Source organism: Thermanaerosceptrum fracticalcis, from assembly GCF_000746025.2.
Lineage (GTDB): Bacteria > Bacillota > Peptococcia > DRI-13 > DRI-13 > Thermanaerosceptrum > Thermanaerosceptrum fracticalcis.
The window spans coordinates 2,189,226-2,211,346 of record NZ_CP045798.1 but is presented as its reverse complement, the minus strand read 5'-3'; the positions used below and the strand labels follow the sequence as shown (position 1 = coordinate 2,211,346).

14 protein-coding genes are annotated in these 22,121 nt (G+C 46.1%); all 14 read left to right on the top strand.

The window, feature by feature from the left end; translation table 11 throughout:
* The first annotated feature begins 12 nt into the window (after positions 1-12).
* On the top strand, positions 13-1,854 hold the full coding sequence (locus BR63_RS11280) for a portal protein (RefSeq protein WP_051965423.1): 1,842 nt from the start codon (positions 13-15) through the stop codon (positions 1,852-1,854).
* 22 nt (positions 1,855-1,876) lie between these two features.
* Positions 1,877-2,527 (top strand): ribosomal-processing cysteine protease Prp, encoded by a 651-nt coding sequence (locus BR63_RS11275; protein ID WP_051965422.1) that lies wholly within the window; start codon positions 1,877-1,879, stop codon positions 2,525-2,527.
* Positions 2,528-2,561: 34 nt separating this feature from the next.
* Positions 2,562-2,726, top strand: a complete 165-nt coding sequence (locus BR63_RS11270) for a hypothetical protein (RefSeq protein WP_153802004.1) — start codon at positions 2,562-2,564, stop codon at positions 2,724-2,726.
* A 140-nt stretch (positions 2,727-2,866) separates the two neighbouring features.
* Positions 2,867-3,904, top strand: coding sequence for a hypothetical protein (locus BR63_RS11265; protein WP_034420265.1), 1,038 nt, complete (start codon positions 2,867-2,869; stop codon positions 3,902-3,904).
* 39 nt (positions 3,905-3,943) lie between these two features.
* Positions 3,944-5,248: a N4-gp56 family major capsid protein gene (locus tag BR63_RS19565; RefSeq protein WP_081908014.1), complete on the top strand. Its 1,305-nt coding sequence runs from the start codon at positions 3,944-3,946 to the stop codon at positions 5,246-5,248.
* Positions 5,249-5,316: 68 nt separating this feature from the next.
* On the top strand, positions 5,317-5,733 hold the full coding sequence (locus BR63_RS19560; protein ID WP_051965421.1) for a hypothetical protein: 417 nt from the start codon (positions 5,317-5,319) through the stop codon (positions 5,731-5,733).
* Between the two features lie 107 nt (positions 5,734-5,840).
* A complete protein-coding gene (locus BR63_RS11250) occupies positions 5,841-7,337 on the top strand; it encodes a BppU family phage baseplate upper protein (protein ID WP_051965420.1) in 1,497 nt (498 codons plus the stop codon).
* A gap of 1 nt (position 7,338) precedes the next feature.
* Entirely contained in the window at positions 7,339-8,658 is a 1,320-nt protein-coding gene (locus BR63_RS11245; RefSeq protein ID WP_187142674.1) for a hypothetical protein, read from the top strand.
* Positions 8,659-8,670: 12 nt separating this feature from the next.
* Positions 8,671-8,907, top strand: a complete 237-nt coding sequence (locus BR63_RS11240) for a hypothetical protein (RefSeq protein WP_034420223.1) — start codon at positions 8,671-8,673, stop codon at positions 8,905-8,907.
* Positions 8,908-9,045: 138 nt separating this feature from the next.
* On the top strand, positions 9,046-9,648 hold the full coding sequence (locus BR63_RS11235; protein WP_034420221.1) for a hypothetical protein: 603 nt from the start codon (positions 9,046-9,048) through the stop codon (positions 9,646-9,648).
* 9 nt (positions 9,649-9,657) lie between these two features.
* Complete coding sequence (locus BR63_RS11230) at positions 9,658-10,959, top strand: hypothetical protein (RefSeq protein WP_034420219.1); 1,302 nt, start codon at positions 9,658-9,660, stop codon at positions 10,957-10,959.
* Positions 10,959-11,663: a hypothetical protein gene (locus BR63_RS11225; protein WP_034420218.1), complete on the top strand. Its 705-nt coding sequence runs from the start codon at positions 10,959-10,961 to the stop codon at positions 11,661-11,663. Before BR63_RS11230 ends, BR63_RS11225 begins: the two co-directional genes overlap by 1 nt.
* Before the next feature lie 17 nt (positions 11,664-11,680).
* On the top strand, positions 11,681-12,931 hold the full coding sequence (locus BR63_RS11220) for a hypothetical protein (protein WP_034420216.1): 1,251 nt from the start codon (positions 11,681-11,683) through the stop codon (positions 12,929-12,931).
* A 10-nt stretch (positions 12,932-12,941) separates the two neighbouring features.
* Positions 12,942-21,989 carry an LPD38 domain-containing protein gene (locus BR63_RS11215; protein ID WP_034420213.1) on the top strand — a complete coding sequence of 3,016 codons (9,048 nt, stop codon included), beginning with the start codon at positions 12,942-12,944 and terminating at the stop codon, positions 21,987-21,989.
* The last annotated feature ends 132 nt before the right edge of the window (positions 21,990-22,121 follow it).

Below are 22,121 nucleotides of genomic sequence, written 5' to 3'. Positions count from 1 at the left end.
GGAGGGGCAAAAATGCCAAGAAAGATTAGCGTTTTTGGCTATAATGTATCAATCGAGAAGGCCAAAAAGAACACTTCTACGGACATTGACCTTGCAATTGAGGGGGCAAAAATACTGAAGGAGTATTTTGCCGGCAAAGAGCAGCTTGACCAGCGGATCATCGAGAATCACAAGTGGTGGAAGGGGCGGCATTGGGATTTATTCCGAAGCCAGCTTCGAAAAAACGACCCGGAGCCTGTCACTATGTATCTTTTCAACATGATCGCAAATAAACACGCAGACGCGATGGACAATTATCCTTCGTTCAACGTTTTGCCGCGGAAAGAAGCTGACAAAAAAGAAGCTGAGATGCTGTCAAAAATCATCCCAGCAATATATGATTCCAACCGCTTCCGCAGGACGTATGCAAATGGTTGGTGGTACAAGCTACTGAATGGCTGCGTGCCATATGGCCAATTCTGGGATGCGGAGAAGCTGGAGGGGATGGGCGATATAGTTGTGACAAGGCTTGATCTTCTTAATCTGGCCTGGCAGCCGGGAGTGAAGGATATCCAGGACGGGAGCAATTTCTTTATCATAGGACTGGAAGATGATGAAGTCCTGGCCGACACTTATGCCAACATACTTGATGATACTACTATCATCAAGGGCAAACGGATTATAGACCCCAAGCAGTACGCATATGACGACCATATAGACATCACCAAAAAAAGTGTAGTTGTGGACTGGTATATGCGCCGGCGCGGGAATGACGGGCGGATACAACTGCACCTGGTCAAGTTTGTGGGCAGCACGGTCCTTTACAACAGCATGGAGGACGAACAATACAAAGACCGTGGCATATATGACCACGGCGAATATCCTGTGGATTTCGATGTTCTGTTCCCTGAGGAAGGCTATCCGACCGGTTTTGGGCTGGTAGACCTGGCCAAGAATCCGCAGATGTATATTGACAAACTTGATCAGATTATATCCAAAAACGCCTTGATTGCTGGGAAGATGCGCTGGTTTATTAAGCGCGGCGGTTCGGTATCGAAGGATGATATTGTTGATTTTTCGAAAGACATCATTGAAGTTGATGGCCCGTTAAATGAAGAATATATCCGTATGTTCCAAGCCAAGCCGCTTGATCCTTTCATCGCGCAGCATAGGCAAAACAAAATCCAAGAGATGAAAGAGATCACTGCCAATGACGTGTTTGCAAGTGGCGAAGGCGGGAAAGGCGTGACGGCGGCCAGGGCGATATATGCCCTGCAAGAGGCCGGGAATAAATTGTCGAGGGATATGATAGGCATGACGTATGAAAACCTGACCAGCATGGTTTATAAAACCATCGAGCTGGTTAGGCAGTTCTATGATAAGGAAAGGGATTTCCGTATCACCGGCCAGAATGGTCAATATCAATATGTGACGTATACTAATGCCGGTATTGTTCCTCAGCCACTACCTCCAGCATACCCGAATGAAGGCATGATATTTGATCTTGATACCCAGACATTCATCCAGGACAAAAACTACCGGCCGAAATACAGGAAACCGGTTTTTGATGTGACGATTGTACCAGAGAAGAAATCCCCGTTTTCAACCGTTTTGTACAACGAAATGGCTAAAGAGATGTTCCAGATAGGCATGTTCGCTCCGCAACGCGCGCCTGAAGCTAAAATTGCCTTGGAAATGATGAACTTCGAGGGCAAAGAAACTATATTGCAGAAAATAGCCGAGAATGGCGACCTGCTGCAGCAATTCCAGCAACAAACGACGGCCATGCAACAAGAAATGGCCAAGATGTGGGAGATTATCCGACTTTTGGGCGGCGAGGAATTGCTAAAACAACAGGGAGGACCTGCAGTATAACTAATCTGGGAGGTAGAATGTAATGAGTAATATCAAAAGGTATCGTAAAGCCCCGGTTGTAATTGAAGCGATACAGCTTAATTGGCAAAACTGGAATGAGGTATGTGACTTTATCAGCCCAAAATATTTTGATAAAGGCGTATGGTTAAATGATGAGACTTTCGAGGAGTTACCGGATGGGCAAACATCTAACACCATGGGACTAAGGATCAAAACCTTGGAAGGAATACACATAGCGCGAGAGGGTGACTTTATTATCAAGGGTGTAAATGGTGAGTTTTATCCCTGCAAGCCTGATATTTTCGCCAAAACTTATATTCCTTGCGACATAGAGGAAGGTAATGGGATATACATTACCTATAGGTACAACGAAAAGAAAGGATTCACTGGTTTAAAAATTACTGGCCATGCCGGGTACAATCCAGGCAATGACCCTGTTTGCGCCGGTGTGTCCGCGCTGGGTTATGCTCTCATGGGTACTTTGGCAAATATCCATGGCCTTGAGTACATCAAAAATGAGATTACCACGGGTTCTTTAGAGGTCAGAATTGTCCCGGTCCGTGATGAAGGCAAAAAACATGCCGTAAATATCGTTTTTGAAACCATATTAATTGGCCTTAAACAGATTGCGCTTGGATATCCCAACCACGTAAAAGTTGAAAATGTGGTATAATGTGGTTGAAAATTGTCGAAAGGAGTCGAATGTTATGACATGGTTAATGGTAAACACATGTTATAACTGTAAAAGAGCTGAGGAATGCCCGGACAAAAAAGGATTTGAAGAGGCTATGCAAGCTATAAACACATATCCGCTACATAACGGAAAAGGCGGTTCTGGAACAGTAGCTGTAGTTTGCAGCAAACATGAGTAATAAGTCATTGACTCATCGGAAAGACGATGTAATTGAAGAGAGCAGCAGGAATTAGCTTTCCTATGCTCTCTTTTCTCATATGGGCTAGGCCCTGGCACACCGGAAAGACGGCGATTTTTTAAAAAAGGAGAGAAAGTATTATGTTAAAGAGTGAGAAAACCCAAAAGTATGTCCTTCTGCCAACGGTCCTAACCCTGTTTGATGGGGCTGCTGCCGGGGCGGCTAGTACAGGGGCAGCGACAAGCACAGGCACAACTGACGGGAGTACGGGCCAAAGTACAGTAGGTACAGCGCCCAAAGCTGGTAAAGGTACGGACAAGCCCAAGGTTATCTATGGCAAAGTGGACGATACCAATGTGCCAGCTTCTGTCCAGACCACTCCTGGGCAAAAACAAAAGGAAGGGCAAAAAGATAAGCAAGATGCCGATATTGGCAGCCAGTATGCCAACCTTTCTCCGGAGGAAAAGGAAAAGACGTACTATAAGCTGGTAAGAGGCGAGTTTAAAGACCTTTTTGCCGCCCATACTCAAAAGATTATCGACGAGCGGTTCAAGCAGACTAAGATTTTAGAGTCGCGTTTGAACGAGGTGCAGCCTGTTATTGACCTGCTCATGACGAGATACGGCGCAAAAAGTATCGCCGATCTCAATGCCAAGCTGGAAGATGAGGTATTGCCGGACCTGGCCGAGCAGGCCGGTATGTCGCCGGAAGCATACAAGCGACAGCTACAGCTTGAGAATGAGAACAAGAAACTTAGAGCTGAAAAAGAAATGGAAGCCATAAATCAAAAAGTGGCCCAATGGCAGCAGGAAGCCGCCATCATGCGCGGCACTCCTGAAAAACCTGGGAAATATCCTGATTTTGACTTGCGGGCTGCCGCTGAACACCCGAAGTATGGTCCAAAATTTTTGAAACTGCTTGAATCAGGAATTGAAGTTGAAGCCGCTTATCTTGCCGCTTTTCATGAGGAATTGATTGGCAAAGCGCAGGCTGAAACGGCTAAGAGGGCAGAAAGTGCTACGCTGGAAGCCATTAGGGCCGGAACTATGCGGCCACCGGAAGTGGGTGCAAAACCTTCCTCCGGGGTAATCCACAAATCTTCTGTTATACAACTTACCGCTGAAGATAGGCGGGAAATCGCCGAACGTGTCAAGAGGGGCGAAAAAATCAGATTTTAGCCCTTCTTGACAAACAAAAAAATCAAGGAGGGATTTTGTATGTATCAATTTGCCGGTATTCCTGGGCTTTTTATCAGCCCGTTCAAATTGTTTACTACCAATCTGAGATTGTTTGATACGGTCCCTGGACCTGTAAACACGACCACGCAGACCGGCACAGGGCAAGACCTGTCCCCGGAAATGAAAACTTATTATGATATGTACCTGATCGACAATGCAAAGCCGAAGCTGGTCCATGATCAATTTGGCCAGAAGAAGCCCATTCCGAAGAATAAGGGCAAAACCATTGAGTTTCGGAAGTACAGCCCGCTGCCCAAAGCTCTTACTCCTTTGACTGAGGGCGTTACTCCCCAGGGCAAGAGCCTGAATGTCACCACGGTTGAAGCGACGGTTAGCCAGTTTGGCGACTATATCACTATTTCCGATATGCTGGAGTTGACCGCCATTGACGACAACCTAGTGCAAGCTACGGAGCTTTTGGGGAATCAAGCGGGAGAAACCCTGGATACTGTCGTCAGGGACATTATTAACGGCGGGACCAACGTCATTTACGGCCAGGGCAACCGCTTGGCGCGTTACTTGCTTGTAGGCGGGGAAGCCTCCGGAAATGATTATTTCGGAGTGGAAAATGTTCGCCTAGGAGTGCGGACCCTGAAAAATGGGAAAGCTCAGCCGGTGGATGGCAAAAACTACGTGGCAATTGTCCATCCCGATGTGGTATACAGCCTTACCAAAGATGACGAGTGGGTGAGCGCCAACGAATATGCCGGTTCCGAAAACATTTTCGCTGGAGAGATTGGCCGCATTCATGGTGTGCGTTTCGTGGAGACGACTGAGGCGAAGATATTCCATGCGGCTGATTTAACCTCGACCACCAGGACGTTGACTGTATCTTCATATGCTTCTAAAGTCATTACTATTACTGAGGCGTTATCGTCCACCGATGCCGCAGCTTTGGTTGGCAGGAAGATTATTGTTGACGGGTATTTGTATACTGTCGCCAGTGCGGTTGCCGGGAGCGCGGGAAGTGCAACTATTACTATCAGCGAAACTCCTACTCATGATCCTGCTGCCAGTGACATTATCTATCCTGGCGAAGCCGGCGCTAAAGGCCGCGATGTATATTCAGTGCTTTTCATCGGGAAAAATGCTTATGGCGTAACCGAGGTAGAAGGTGGCGGCCTAGAAACCATCATTAAACAGCTTGGTTCTGCCGGTACTGCCGACCCGCTCAACCAGCGCGCAACTTCCGGCTGGAAGGCTACTAAAGTAGCGGAAATACTCGTGCAGGAATATATGGTTCGGAACGAGGTATGTACGCCATTTGAAAGTGGCGCTAACTAAATTTAATATGGGGGCGGGATTTATGTTCTGCCCCCATATTCCTATTACAATAAAGGGAGTTGATATTTATGGACGCTGAAAAAAGCAAAGAGAAAAAAATCAGTATTACCGAGGACCAACTTGAAGCCATTATTAATCAAAGGCTGGAGGCCGCTTTGAAAGAAAAGGCTGCCGCGCCTGTTGTCCAGGTGGTGCATAGCAAAAAAGCGCCCGATGAAAAACCTGGCGCTGATCCGCAAGAGATTGTTTCATACCTGAATGAAAGGGTGCCGTTCAGGGCTTTCAAGGACAGCAAAAAGTACAAAGATGATATTTCAGTCCAGGTCAACGGCAAAATATGGCTGATCAAGCGCGGCGAGACGGTATATATTCCGCGGTTTGTGTATCTGGCCATAGACCAGGCCGAAAGACAGCTTGCCGAAGCAGCGAATTTTCAGCTGGAATTGACGCAGAAATTCGAGGAAAACAGAACTGTTTTGTCCTAATGGCATATGCTTGAAGTTTAACATGGTAAGGATATTTTAGATACCCTTGCCTTATTTTTTGCGAAAGATTGTCACTCAAAATTGTTTTTAAAGGCAGGTGATTTATTTTGCCGCTCCAAAAACAGTACTATCTCACAATACCTTTGAAAAACCGCGAAATGTCCCCTGTTTTTGTCGTTGTCGAACAGGACGTGCAGGGGAATAAGCTGATTATTACTCTTACACATGACGGACAGCCGTTTGATTTGACTGGCGCGTCAAATATAACCTTTACTTGCCTAAAGGCTGACGGGAATGCTGTTGTTGACGCTGCAACTATCGAGGATGCAAAGGCAGGAAAAATTAGTTATGTGCTTCACCAGCAATGCTTGACCTATCCCGGTATTGTCCGGGCCACTGTTGAGGTATATTCCGACAATGGCGCGGCCAGGATTACATCTACCCAGTTTTCTTTTGAGGTGCGTGGACAACTGAATGACGGTTCGGCGGTCCCTTCACAGGAAGAATATCCTGTTTTGCAGCAGCTGCTGGTCGATCTTAATACAGCAGAAAGCCAACGTGTGGCTGCGGAAAATGCAAGGGTAAGCGCAGAAAATACAAGGATAGCAAACGAGAATGCCCGCCTTGCCAGTGAAAATACCAGGGAGTCTAACGAGGCGGCCAGGATATCGGCAGAAAGCAGTCGTGCGTCTGCGGAGAGCGCCAGAGCGACAGCAGAAAGCGGACGCGTCACCGCGGAAAGCGGCAGAGTTACAGCCGAAAATGCAAGAGTAAGCGCGGAAAATACTCGTGTGTCTAACGAAAACATAAGGGAAACCAACGAAGCCAACAGAGTCACAGCTGAAAGTGATCGTGTTACTGCTGAGAATACAAGGATTAGCAACGAAAACACAAGGATTGCGAACGAGAATACACGTATTTCCAATGAAGCTGCACGTCAGGCAGCTATTGGAAATTTGGTTACAAAAGGAGAATATAACCCGTCAACCACATACCAGCCAAGAAACATTGTCACTTATTACGGGTCTTCATATATTGCCAAGCAAGAAACTACAGGTAATGCCCCCACTAATTCAACATATTGGCAGCTTATAGCCCAAAAAGGGGAAAAGGGGGCCACATTGTCACCGCGAGGTGCATATGATCCATTGGTGAATTATACCTTTGGCGATGTTGTATCGTACCAAGGAGATGCTTATTATTGCCTGCAGGCTTGCCAGGGAATTGACCCAAGCAATGCAACATATTGGGCTTACTTTTTAGAGGGTGGCGTAAGCGAGCATAATGCTTTATCTGGGCTGAACAGCGGGGACTACCTGCATTTGACTGCCGCTGAAAAGGCTGCAATGGAAACGCAAAGCGGAGCTCAGACCAAAGCAGACGCAGCTCAAGCTGCTGCCCAAAATTATGCCGACGCTGCTGTAAATGCCCTGGCCGGAGTGGGAAACACCAAAACGGTCAAGCAGATTGATGATACCATTACTGCACATTTGGCAGATAATATGCCACATAGGGCACCCGACCCCAGTACGGGGAAGGTATACCGTTGGGGATTAGCCATTCAAAACGGAGAATGGGGTATTATCTACGAGGAGGTAGTATAACGTGTCTATATTTGTACCGCTTGGAGGAGACCTGGCTGGCAACCTGGTGGCTGGCCTAATAGGGAACAACATCGTTGACGCGTTTGCTGTCGCAGATGCTAACTCGCAAACTGGTAAGCTATTACGTCACCTAATAGGGCCAGCGTTTGATGAATTTAAGAGTTTAGCCGACATGAATGCGGTAGCTGCCTCGGCTACGGCCATGAATGCGGTAGTTGCCTCGGCTACGGCCATGAATGCGGTAGTTGCCTCGGCTACGGCCATGAATGCGGTAGTTGCCTCGGCGACGGCCATGAATGCGGTAGCTGCCTCGGCTACGGCCATGAATGCGGTAGCTGCCTCGGCGACGGCCATGAATGCGGTAGCTGCCTCGGCGACGGCCAGAAACGCTATCCGTAATAGCTCCACTGCCTTCAACATCGTGGCCGGTTCCAACATGGCGATAGGTAAGTTCGTGGCCGGTGAGGCTGGCCTCAACCCGGCTGATTACGCCGACATGAATGCGGTAGCTGCCTCGGCGACGGCCATGAATGCGGTAGCTGCCTCGGCGACGGCCATGAATGCGGTAGCTGCCTCGGCGACGGCCATGAATGCGGTAGCTGCCTCGGCGACGGCCAGAAACGCTATCCGTAATAGCTCCACTGCCTTCAACATCGTGGCCGGTTCCAACATGGCGATAGGTAAGTTCGTGGCCGGTGAGGCTGGCCTCAACCCGGCTGATTACGCCGACATGAATGCGGTAGCTGCCTCGGCGACGGCCATGAATGCGGTAGCTGCCTCGGCGACGGCCATGAATGCGGTAGCTGCCTCGGCGACGGCCATGAATGCGGTAGCTGCCTCGGCGACGGCCATGAATGCGGTAGCTGCCTCGGCGACGGCCATGAATATAGCTCTTAAATCGTCAACTGCAAGGAACGCTATGGCTGCTTCTGCGACAGCCAGAAGCGCCATTATATCCAAGCTATCGACGCTCAACGATACTACCAAGTTTTCCAAAACGACAACGCATGTGGAGTACGCAGGAAATGGTACGAATACCTATACCGCACCAGCAAACTCCCTGCTTAACATTACCCAATTTTATGCTTATGATGTGGCCGCTGGTGATGCTGGCGCTGCTGGCACCGTGACCATTACGGCGGTGAATGGAAACTATCAGATTATGAATAGGTCTGACATTAACGCTTCTTACAGCACTACAACCACTTTGAACCTGAATGATATTTCAATTGGAGACTTTACAGTTTACCGTAACCTTAGCGGCACATATCCAGGGGATGTTAGGCACAAAGTGTCCTTCACTATCTACACTGCCATTTAAGGAGGGGAGAATATGGCTTATTTTGTTGAATTTGACGCAACGAATGGCATATGCTTGGCTGTACACGAAACGGAAAAGGAAGTGCACCAGGTGCAAGAGGGTTCAATAATAAGGGAAGTGAGCCCTGAAATCGCTCAAAGCATTCTAGACGGTGACCGACCGCTTTGGTTCTACAAACTTGACCCAAATGGAGAAATAAAACAGCTTACCGAAGAAGAATATTTGGAAATTGTTGCTATACAGAAATAGGAGGTGTTGCCCATGCCCGGCCCTGAACTTGCCCAGTACGGCATTGCTTTTTTTCGCCGTAGCTGGGCTTATCGGGGCGGGCACAGGTGCATAGTTGGATTAAAATGCGCAATATAAGCCTGATAAGGTGGTGATATTTTGAAAGCCTTATATATCATTCAAAAAGTGGACGAAAAATTACCAAATATTATGCCGGAAGAAGAAAAAATAACCATACTTAACAATTTGCAAAGGTATCTTTTTGACGATATTCTCAAAGGCAAAGTACTAATCATAGAAAAGTATGATATTGTTGCTGGACAAGCGGATTATTCTATAACAGGTTATACAATCAATGATATTAAAGACCTTTTTGTCGGCAATCGCAGGTATGATAAGCGCGGCCCAAACAACTACCAGGATAAGTTATATTCATACTGCGAAATAGACGGGAATATTTGTCTTTATCCTACTCCAAGCTCTGACCTTGCGGACGGGCTTGTGATTTATAGGTATGATACTCCGACCGAAATTACTCAGGCAAATGTTGGCGATGTCGAATTAATTCTTGGCGATTATTATGGGCAATACGACCTTTTCAAATATTACCTTATGGCACAGATTGCTTATGACCAGAAGCAAATCAATGACTACAACAATCATGCCTTGAGATATAATACTGAGCTTATAAAATTAAAATCCTGGGTTATGGAGCGGTATCCGGACACATCGACTAATAACCTGGTTAAAAATTATTGGTAGGTGAAGCTCATGCTACCGATCATTACGAAGTACGACAAGTTCATAAAAGACGAAATAATCATATTCAAGGGGTATAATGCCAGCGAAAATAAAACCCCTGGGGAAATGCCGGATATGCTGAATCTTTGTTCTGACGAATATCCTTGCCTTTCACCGAGGCCCTCAAGAGAGCTGGTGGCAACTCTTACGAATCCCAAAGCCCTATTTGCTATTAATGACAAACTTGTTTATGTGGATGGGACGGATTTTAAGTATGACGGCGTGACTAAAGGGACGGTTACTGCAAGTAAAAAGTGTATGGTTGATTTTCAGGGGGTAGTGCTGATATTTCCCGATAAGAAGTATTACAACCCGTCAACGAATACTTTCGGCAATATCGGAAACGGACTGGCGTATCCTGCTGAGGGAAGCTGCCCGGATATGAATTTCGTTACCACTCTTAATAATCGTGTGTGGGGCTGTAAGGATAATCATATTTACGCCTCGGCCCTTGGTGATTTCCAAAATTGGACAAGTCTTGGCACAGCCACAACGGATTCTTTTGCGGTTGATGTGGCCAGTGAGGGCAGGTTTACAGGGATATTCGCCTACGATAATCATGTTGAATTTTTTAAAGCTGATGTGTTGCATGAGCTGTATGGCGACAAGCCGGCTAATTTTCAGGTGCAGGAAGTGTTGAAACAAGGCTCTTTGTCACACGATGCCGTGCAGGAGGTGCAAGGGGCTTTATACACTTTATGGCGAAACGGCGTTAATCTTTATGTTGGCGGCCAGCCTCTCTTGATTTCCCGGGAATTGAACAAGGATTATGTGAGCGGTGTGGCCGGGACAGACGGGAGAAAATATTATCTCAGTTTGCATGATGGTTCTGAATATTATCTTTTTGTGTTCGATCCTGTTTTGAAGATGTGGCACTTGGAGGACAACCTTAATGTCATCCAGTTTGCCCGTATGGGCGGCAGCCTTTATGCTTTATGTGCCGATGGTAAGCTTTATAAATTCAATTCCGGGAATGAAAAGGTGCATTGGAAGGCTTACAGCCAGGTTTTCCATGAATACTACAGCGGAAAAAAAATATACAGTGAATTGGCTTTCAGGGTGGACCTGGAATCCGGTTCAAGTTTGGCGGTGTATGTGAAAATCAATAATGGTGATTTTCAGCTTGTCAAATCATATACGGCCCAAGGGTTGTCAAGTTTTACTGTTCCCCTGCGTATCCAGCAGGCTGACCATTTTCAGATTATGTTGGAAGGCGTAGGCAGGGGAAAGGTGTATCAGATTTCCCGGAAATTCTATTTGGAGAGTGATTGATGATGGCTGATATTTTCAAAATTCCAGGCCGGAAAGATGATGTAAAGGAACAAGTGGAAACTTTATATCAATTTGTTTCCAAGCTCTCCAAGGAACTTAACTTTTTATTAATGAACATTGACACTATCAATCTTTCAGCTGAGTTGGCTTCAAAAATCTCGATAGCTTCCGGGAAAAACAGTATCTTTACAACACAGCCGACGCCGCCTTATACCCTGGGCGATGTATGGATAGGCTCAGATTTTATTAAAAAGTGTACTACTGCCAGGGATACGGGTTCTTATGTTTCAAGTGACTGGTCTGTGGTTATTGGGACGATTGCCTTGCTTACCGCCACACAGACTTTGACAAATAAAACAATAGACACATCAACTCTTAATTCTCCGGTGATTAATACTCCTACCGTATCCCAGCCAGATATTACATACAGGCAGGCCAGCCATGATTATGGCGGTGGTTCGTCGGATTGGACGTTATCATCAACAGAGCAAACGGCAAGTACGCTGATTGTTTCCAACTCCAGCGGGGCCGCCAATATTATAGCCCCTGCTGTTGCCGGGAGAAGATATACAGTTTTCAATGATACTGGTTATGACATAACTATTAAGAAATCAGGCGGGGCCGGAGTAATAATAGCGGCAGGAAAGACTGCCGTTGTTGAGTATATCGGTAATGATTACAGGCGAATTTCCGCCGATGTTTAGAAAGGGGGAATGTTTTTATGGCTCTTGATCTGGAAAATGAAAGGAAATATCTCGTAGATTTAATTAAAAATGCTGAAAAAGATTTTGGAAAAGCGCAATGGGCGGCTCAGCAGGCGCAGGTTTATGCTCAGCAGTATCCTGGGTTTAGTTTAGATAAGGTATACACGCCTGCTTCTTCTCAAACGACATCTCAAACAATTTCTCAAACGACAGCAAGTAGAAGCAGTCCTACACCGTCATATGGAGGATATATAACCACCGAACAAGACGGGTCCAAGTGGTATGTTTCAAACGGGCAGCAGTACAGGATAGCAGACGAAACTATTCCCGAAGCAGCACGGGGGAGTATGGGCAGCCTTTCCAGAGACCAGCAGGGAAATCAGTATTTTAATTATAACGGGCAATCTTATTTGGTGGGAAGCATACCTGGCGTAAATGCTCCGGCTGCCCCTGCTGTTTCAGGAGTATATCAAAGTCCTTATTCTTCTAAAATAGAAGCTTTATTGGCAAAGCTTAATTCAATTCCAGCTTTTAACCCCAATTCTGTATATAGTAGTCCTGAATACCTGGCAGCCAAGGAAAGAATTGAGAATGAAAGCAAGAAAACATCACAGAATGTTTTGGGTGCTGCTTCCTCCTTGACAGGCGGCATTCCTAGCTCTTATGCGATAGCGGCGGCCAAAGAATCTGAATCTGATGTGAAAAACAGGCTTAATGAATTGCTCCCGTCACTTACACAAGCGGCCTATAACCGTTACCTGCAGGAGCAAGGGCTAACGATGGATCAGATCAACCTTTTATCTAGCCTGCAAAACGCCGACTACCAGCGCTATTCAACCGACAGAGCGTTTAATCAATCTGTCCTGGAAAGTAATAGAAACTTTGCTCAAAAACAGCAAGAATATAATTATCAAGTCAGTAGGGACAAACTCCTTGATCAGCGCTGGCTGGATCAGTTTGATTATCAGAAGAAGCAGGATTTGGTTGCACAGGCTCTCAGGAATAGAGAAATAAGCATTGCCGAAAGAAATGCCGCTTTGGCAAGGGATAAGTTTAATTGGGAAAAAGACCCGACCAATCCTGCGAATATGAAGAACCCTAAAACAATTGGGGCTTTATATTCATCTATGATGAATAGCGGCGATCCTGAGAAATGGCTAAGGCAAAATGCTCAGTGGTTGGATCCCGAAGAATTAAAGACGCTGGCTGGTTTCTTGCCCAAAAATGAAGCTGTAGCGATATTGGAAAAAATCTTAAACAGCAAATAGGGGTGATTGTATGGCCCAAAAAAATAAAAGTAGAATTATCACTGGCAAAACTGGTGATGAAATAATTGCCGAGAGAAAAGCAAAAGCCCAATTTGGTGCTGGTGCGTATCCAACCGGTGATGATATTATAGCGCAGCGGAAAGCTGCCACTATGCCGAAGATAGAATGGCAGGATATACAACGCCAGGAAAAGGAACTGCTTGGTGGGAGCGAAGATTTTGCCCGTCAATTGGATCAAAAAATCAAGGACCCGGAAATACAGAAACCGCAGATATCAGATATACCTTCTTGGGCCAAGATGAGGGCTGGCATGGAACCATCATTCAAGCCTGTTGATACAAGTAGTTTTTCGCCTGCCGTACCTGCTGGAACTGATAATAAGCCAGGTTTCCTTTCCGCAATAGCCAAAAACATTATGCAAGGCTTTAAAACCTTTCAAAGAGGGTTATCTTCGGCCCAAGGAGCGGAATTAGCTTCCGGCATAGACGAGGCTCTAAATTTTGAGAAAAACCATCCAATCCTTTCCCGTATTTTTGGTATCAAAGCGCAGCAGTATGATCCTGAAGCAGTAAAAAAACTAACTGCAAGCCGAGACTCTCTTGTCCAGCAAGTGTTGGATCTACAAGAACAATCCGCGCTGGAAAGACAGGCTTTGAATGAAGAATATGCCCACCTGCCTAAATGGCAGCAGGTTACAAGTGAACTGGTCGGCACAGTTGGGCAAGTGGCTCCTATTGCTGCGGCTCATGCTTTGTCTCCGCTTATAGGCACACAGCTATTATACGGCATGGCAGCGGGAAATGCCGCCGGTGAGGCTTTACAAAGCGGCGCGGATATTCAGACAGCTAGAAAAGCCGGAATGACAAGCGGGATTAAAGAAGTCGCTATTGAACGGCTGTTTGGCGGTATTCCCGGCATGGGGAAAGGTGTTTTAAGCCCGGAAAAACTTGTAGAGAAGTATATTAAGTCTCCCGTTGGCCAAGCGGCAGTTAAAAGGGTGGCTAATATATTTGGTGAAGGAACGGAAGAAATAGTGGCTGAACTGCTTGAACCGTTTATCAAGCGATATTATTATGACCCCAATGCTCCTATGCCTACTGCTGATGAATTAGCTATGGCTTTTGGTGGCGGTGCTGTTGTTTCCGCTTTGTTAGGGATCCCGGTCGATGTTTTGGAATTGTCCAGTGTGAAGAAAAGCAATGAGGAACGATTCCATGAAGGAGCTCAGGCCGGTTTTGGGACGTATTCCGGCCCGGTTACTGTTTTTGATAAAAGCTATACGGCTAAAGAACTAAAAAAACAGGGTTATAAAGAACTTAAAAAAGGGATAGGTATATGGGTGAAAACTGATCCTGTCACAGACGCGCATATTGATACGAAGCGCGAAATGGTAAATATTAATGGTCTGGCTGTATTCAAGTCGGATATTTACCTTACCGAAAAGAAGATCGGTCGTAAGCTCACGCCCAAAGAATTGGCCATGGGCGCAAAGGACCCGAATTATTTCAAGCAAATGCGCGGCAGAGGCGGCAAGAATAGAGACCAGGATCCTAACACCGTATTCGCCCAGGCTGTAGAAGGAGCGGAACAAGCCACTGGCAAAGTTATTCCTATCTCCAGAGGCAAAAGACTATTACCAGAGCCAGAAATTAAAGCCGAAGTACGACCTGAAATAAGAGCTTTTGAGCAATCTCCCGAGGCGGGGACGAAAATTATCGAACAGAGAAAAGGGCTTGTTAAGGCCGGTGATACGGTTAAAATTGATGTTCCTCAATCCAATGAACAGGTTGAGAGGGTTGTTGTTTCTAGTTATGCCCCGGAAAGATTGACTGCCAGTGCTGAGGATTTAGCTGCTGATTATAAGGCTAAAGGATACTCAGCGCAAACTGCATATGGTCAATTTGTAAAAGACAGGGCTTTAAAACCTGAAATGGATGCCAAGGAGTTTAGCAAGATATTTAATAGTGTTAGCCCTAAGTTGCTAAGGGGTGAAACGGTAACAACTAAGGCAAGCGAATTTAGCATGGTTCTTAAAGAAACATTCAGTGATAAGCCTAAACGAGTAAAAGTTGTCAAAAAAGATGAAAATTCTATTCAATGGATTGCTGATAATGGTATGACCGGCAGTACCCCTAAAAATTATGTAGAGTATTTAAAACCTGTTGATGAAGTGATAGAGAGCGATATTCACGTTGCTCTGGATGGAGAACTGTATGACCATAAGGCAACAAAAATAGAGAGATCAGCCGTTGGAGCATGGACCAATGCTCTTGATGGAGCGAGAGGTTTACATGCTAAAACTGATCTCTCCGAACTACCCCTTGAGAGGGTTAGAACTTTCATGAAGGAATACGGCATAGACCAGCAAGAGCAGAAAAAAATCCTGGAGATGACGGAAAAATACCTTGAAGGAGCCAAGAAAGCCGGTTTAGACGTAGAGCACATTGTTAACTTTACTAATATGTTCACTGATGAAATAACCTCTGAGTTACTCAAGGCCCACGGACTAAAAGAAGGTAGCAAGGCGTATATTGCAGGTAAAGCCATGATAGAGAAGCGCGGGGCTGCTTTTAGGACTTCCATTGAGCTTTTGGCCAACCCGAACATGCCGATTACCCAGGAGATCATTCACGAATATGCGGAACTTTGGACCAGTATGTGGCAAATGTCAAATATGGAGGACTATGAGAAGGCAATTAATTTCCTGGTGGAACGTGGGCTTGACAAGGATCGGGCCGAGGAACACCTTTCCGAGATTATTGCTGATTATGCTATGAGCCGGGACGATTTCCAAAGCGAAGGAAAATCCTATTTTGCGGAAATGATAAAGCGGTTCAAGGAATGGGTTCAGAAGATTATTAAAAGGCTTACTTATTTCCGGAAAAACGTAGAGAAAAATCTTGCGGAAAATATCAAAACCCAGGCTGAGGCCTTCGCAAGGGGCGACTGGGAGAAGGCTTTTGAAGGTGTAAAAGGCAAAGAATCAGCTAAAAAAACCTCTTACTCTGTTAAAGAGTACGCTCCTCCCTTTTACTCTCAATTGGAAAAAGTGATTCAGGAGAAAATGCCTAATATTGCCCCGGTGGAAATGGTCCGTTCTATCATCGAGAAAAATGGAGTCAAAGCCGATGAAATGAAATGGACTGGTATGGACGATCTTCTGGCTAAGGGTGGGAAACTTACCAAGCAGGAAGTATTGAACTGGATCAGGAGCCATCAAATCGAAGTAGAGGAAATAATGAGTACAGAACAAGAATATCGGGCATATAAGGCCGCTTTGGATGAAGCAAACAGAGTACATTCTTTATTTGTTCAAGAAGCACTAAAGAGCGGCATGTCTCAATTAGATGCTTATAATCTCCCCAATAAATTAACTGATGGAAGAATAAAAATATCGGAGATTCCTGAAAATCTCAGAAACTTGGCAGAAGATTATTTAAAAGCTAGAGAGGCATATGAAAGCTTTGTTGAGATTCCTTTAAAGCCAAGGTATTCATCTTTTCAGGAACCTGGAGGTAAAGACTACCGCGAGTTGCTGCTTGTTTTACCGTTTGATTTTGGTAAAGACATAGATAATATGTCTCTGGAACAAATTGCTAGGGCGGGACCCGTATATCAATCTTCCCATTGGGAGGAACCAAATGTTCTAGCTCATGTTCGGTTTAATGAACGCATTGGCCCAGATGGTGAAAGGATTCTTTTCCTGGAGGAAGTACAGTCTGACTGGCACCAAACTGGAAGAAAGAAGGGTTATATTGGCGACGGACTGCCCGAAGGTTTTTCTCTTAGGGAGACCGAGGATTATTGGGTTGTTGATCATATTTTATATGGAGCTGAAAAGATTAAGGTTTCCAAGGATATAGGTCCGGAGGCCAAAAAACAGGCTGTCGAGCGTGCTTGGCAGATGACCGGCAGTGTCCCTGAAGCCCCTTTCAGTAAAAATTGGCATGAGTTTGTCTTAAAGCGGATGCTCCGCTATGCTGCCGAAAACGGCTTTGACAGGATAGCCTGGACCACAGGGGAACAGCAGGCTGAGAGGTATAATCTGAGCAAGCAGGTTAGCAGAATAGAGTATTCAAAGATCGAAAACGATGATTCTTATATGTTAAAAGCTTTCGATAAGCTTGATCATCAAATCATGCACAAAGTGGTTGAAGCCGCCGAATTAGAAAATTTTGTCGGGAAAGAAATCGCTGCTAAGATCATCAACGGTGAAGGCAGAAAAGGAGAATACAAAGTTGTTTTCAACCGCGAGAAGGTCGGAAAGACAGACAAGATTTTTGACGTTGTCGGACCTGGCGGTGAAGTCGTGGAATCTTATTCTATGAAAAAGGATGCTCTTGCTCATGCCGATGCGCTCAATAGTACTCAAAACGGGGTTTTGACGGATCTTGACCTCAAAGTCGGCGGCGAGGGAATGAAGGGGTTCTACGACAAGATGATCCCTGATTTTCTAAACAGGTACGGGAAAAAGTGGGGTGCAAGGGTAGAAGAAGTATGGATTGAGGGGGGAAAACAGCTTTCGCTTCCGATAACTCCCCTTATGAAAGAGGCGGTCCTTTATGAAGGGCAACCGCGGTTTGCTGTTAAGGACGATGATTTCGACCCGATCCTGGCCACTTATATGCGGTTGTTTCCTGCCCAGGGGGAACCGAAAACGAAAAAGGCTCCCGGGGATATTGGGCAAGAGGCCGAGGAAGCAGTGGAAGCAGCTTTTTTGTCTAAGGAAGAGGTATTGAAAAAACCACCTATAAAAGTGGTTAGACTTAACGGGAATGAAATCCTTGACGGTGAACCTGCCGTGATGAGGGCCCAGGCGCGGGAGCTCTTAAAGCCCTTTTTCAATAAAACATATAAAAATAAAGACACAGGCTATGAAATACTTATTACCGAAAGGCGGCTTAAGCACGGGTTTAGCCACGGAGGTAAACCCCAGATTGTTGCCGCCCTCGCCCTCCCGGATCTTTTAAGGGAAGCGGTCAAGGTGGCGTCGGTTCCACCCAAAAATAAGCATGATGGGAAGATGGTCCATGTTTTTTATGGCGCTTTGCAAATAGGGGATGAGTTGTATAATGCAAAGCTAATAGTCAAGGAGTACCATGACGGCAAAAAGTATTATGACCATTTGGCCACAAATATAAATATAGAGAGATCGTCCATCTTAGCACGGCCTAATGACCCTGAAGGGTCAAATGGGTTACGTACGCTAGGAGATCTCTCTGAGATCAGTTTAACAGACCTGCTTTCAACTATCAAGGGACACGATAGGAAGTATTTGCCAGATTGGTTTAAAGATGAGCAACTTTCAAATAAAGCAAAAGAGATTAGTATTCCCATTGATGACAGGACCATCGAGGATGTAGGCGATCGGCGCATAAAAGCCTATATGTACGAACATCCTGAGTTGAAGGAGTTTATTCAGGCAGAGGCCGTTAGGCTGCTTACAGAATTGACTCAATCAATTAAAGGTAAGCGGTTTTCTACTGTTAACCAGTACGGGGAAAGGATCACTACTGGTACGAAACGCCTTACAAGTAAGCCCTTGGAAAGAATAATGCAGCTTACGGGAGCTAGTCCTGGTGAGGTGGAGGAAGCCCTGAAGCGCATTATCAATGATAACGGGCAAGAAAACGTAGCGCTGGCCAAGCAAATTGAACTGGTGATTGATGATAACCTTTCTTATGGTACAACCACCTTGGAAGGAGTTGAAGTTTTACCTAATTTTGAGTATTTGGATGCCAAGCGTGAGGTAGCCAAAAAATATGAGGGTAAAAGGGATACGGAAGGGCTTACCAGTAAGTTGGGGCAGACTGGAGTAGGTCCCGCTACTGGTAAGAATACAACGGGAAAAGCGAAAAGGGCCTCTGAAATCGTCAAGGATTTTGAAAAGAAACTGGAGATGGCCGTAAAAAAAGGTGGTATTCATTGGTCCCGTCTTGGTCAGTTCGACAACAGAACGCACATAACCAGGATTGCTAAGGCTAACGACCTGGCAACACTTTCTCATGAAGCAGGCCATTACTTTGATAAGCTCTATACTTTGTCAGAGATTACTACAATCAAAAAACGCCTGGGTGCCGGAGCGGCAAAGATAGATAGCGATCTTCTCGCTTTGGGTGCGGTGACTTCTAGGCCGAGTTATCCTAAGTTTAAGCAGCGGCGGGAAGGTATTGCTGAGTTTATAAGGCTTTATCTCACGGACCGGGATAAAACCGAACATGCATACCCGGAACTTTCGGAATATATTAAGAAGTATATTCCGCGGGACGTAATGGGTGTTATAGAGATGATTGCCCGGGATATTTATAGCCTGGTGAATTTGGACCCTGTGGCCCGTGGAATGAAATCCGTCTGGTTTAAAGGCGATCCCCGCTATCCTGCGCCTGTGGACTTGACCAGGATGTTGCGCCAGATCTATACCGGTATTGTGGATGCAACTTATCCCGTGGAATGGGCCGCCGGGGAGCTTGGGGGACGGGTATTTCAGGAGAAGATTGCAAACGAGCTGTCTACTTTGCGGGGTTGGGAAGGAATAGCTCTGGCCGACATTAACCCCAAGGGAGAGCCCGGATATTATCAATCTGACCTGGATGGTAAGAAGGTGGGCCCCTCTTATTTTGAGATCACTAAGCCGATCCACAAGGATGAGCAAACCCGCCGGGAGTTTTGGGTTTATTCCATAGCTCGCCGTAGTAAAGACTATTTACAGCGCGGCCTGGAAATGCCTGACTCTCCGGAAACCTACGACGAGCAGATTCGCATACTGGAGGCAAAACACCCGGAGTTTAAGAAAATCTTTGATAAGACCAGGGAGTACAGGTCAAATGCTTACGATCTTTTGGTCCAGGGCGGCATATACAGTAAGGCCGATAAGGCTAAGATTGAACTGGCAAACCCCAATTATGTAAGCCTAAAACGGATTAAAGAGGCTTTTGACTATGTTGCCGGGACAAGTCAAAAACTTGGCGCAGCCAAACGGGTAGTGAAAGGTTTAAAGGGCGGCGGGGAAGATATTATGGACCCCGAGGAAAACGATATTAATAACACTTTTATTTACCGCAGTGTGGCCATGAGGAACAGGCTGCTTCTGGAATTGGCCGATATGGCTGATAAGGCGGAGGGTAAAGGCAAGATAATGTCACGTGCCCCGGTCCAGCTGAAAGCCGTACAGTTCAATTTGGAAAAGGTTAAGAAGTATCTGTATGACGTTTTCGAGGGGATGGAAGGTATTGAGGAGGTGTACGGCGACGCTAAACAATTCGTTGATAGCCTGGACCTGGATACCATGGCCCGGATATTCAATCCCCAATATCTGGCCGGTCCCAATCAGGTGGTAGTCTACCGGGATGGAGAGCCCGTCCTTTATGATGTTCACCCGGACCTGTATGAGGCTATTAAGGGGCTAACACCGGAAAATGTAAATTTGGTGACTAAGGTTCTGATGAATCTCGCCCAGGTACAAAAGACAGGAATTATCTATACCCCGCAATTCATTTACCGCAACGCCGCCCGGGACACTTTCCATAACCTAGTCTCATCGGATACCCACTTAAACCCTGTGGATATTTTCCAGGGATTTTGGAGCGCACTCAAAGGTGATAAGTGGTATAGACTGGCTGCCAGAAAAGGCGGGACAACCAACTATTTTACAGCCAATGACCGGGAGTTTGCCCAGGAAGCCATTAACCAGATTATGTCTAACGGCAATAGAGCTCATGAGTTTGTGCTAAAATTAAACGAGGCCTGGGGCCTGGCAAAAGAAGGTTATGTGGGGCAGGGATTATGGGCCGGGTTTAAAGCCTTTGGTACACCTTTACGCTTCCTCCAGGATTGGATTGAGCCTGGGGAAATGGCGGGACGGTTAGCGGAAATGAAGAAAGGCATGAAAAAATACCTGAAAGCTGCCGGTTTTTCCGATGCCGATATTAAAGCCATGGATGAGCAAAAGCTCCTTGAGATTCTACCCCAGGAAGAAATAGCTCGCAATGTAGCCCGTATGCGTAACCTTTCCGTGGATTTCCGCAAGATGGGTAGTTGGGTAAGACGTGCACAGCTTAACAGGCTTGTCAATTTCTTAAACCCCTCAATCCAAGGGACAGTAAACGTAGGCCGGTTACTGGCTAAGCACCCCTGGCGTACCATAGCCAAAGGGCTGTTGTATATTACTATTCCCACCTTATTTAACTTGTGGCTCACCCGGGAGAACGAAAATTACCGGGAACTACCCTGGTGGCGCCGGGATTTCTTCTGGAATATACCCCTTGGGGACCCAAAAACTACACGCTGGTTTTTCCCGGTGCCGAGGCCGTGGGAGCTTGGGATTATGTTTGGGGCTATTCCGGAAAGGTTGCTGGATAAATACCTAAAGGATAATCCTAATGCCTGGAAGGAGTTTGCACAGACCATTAATCAAGCCCTGGTCCCTGAGATCATTCCATCTGCCATTGAACCCTTCTACCGCGACGCAACCGGTAGAGATTGGCGCGGTAATCCGATTTTAAGCGAATCGGACAAACGGGTTTCACCGGAGTTGCAGTATAACGAATACACCAGTATTCTTGTGCGAAAGATCAGTGAGGGACTTGCAGATGTGCCGGGAATACCGGAAGCATTTAAGTCGCCCAAACGGCTGCAGCGGCTTATAGAAGGGTATACCGGTACTTTAGGCCGGGTGTTCCTGGAATCCATTGATATGACTTTCGGAGGCAAGCCTGGTATTCCGGTCCTGGGAGGGCTTTCTCAAGGTTTTGTGGCAGATGCGTACCGGCAACCCCAGTCGGTGAGTGATTTTTATGATTATAAGAAGCAGGTGGAAACTCAGGTGGCTGATTACAGGCGCTTGCACGAAGGGCAGAAGTTGCCTGGGGAATTGGCTGCAGTCAATAATGTCTTTAATGCAGCCTCTCAGGCTATAGATGTCCTGGAGGATGCGCTGCACTTTATCGAGAAGTCGGATAGGCCTAATAAGACCCTGGAAGCTGCAGCAGTACGGTCTGACATGATTGATATTGTTCGAGCTGTGAATAAGTTTTACGAAGAAAATTTTTTAAGAAAATAGACTAAATAGGCGGTAATATTTTGTCGAACATCCCACAAATTTGTCGAATTATGGCATGATAAAAGAGGGAGATGCGATAAGGGATTACCCCTGCCAAGGGGGGCTTTTAGCCTCCCTAATTTTTTAGAAAGA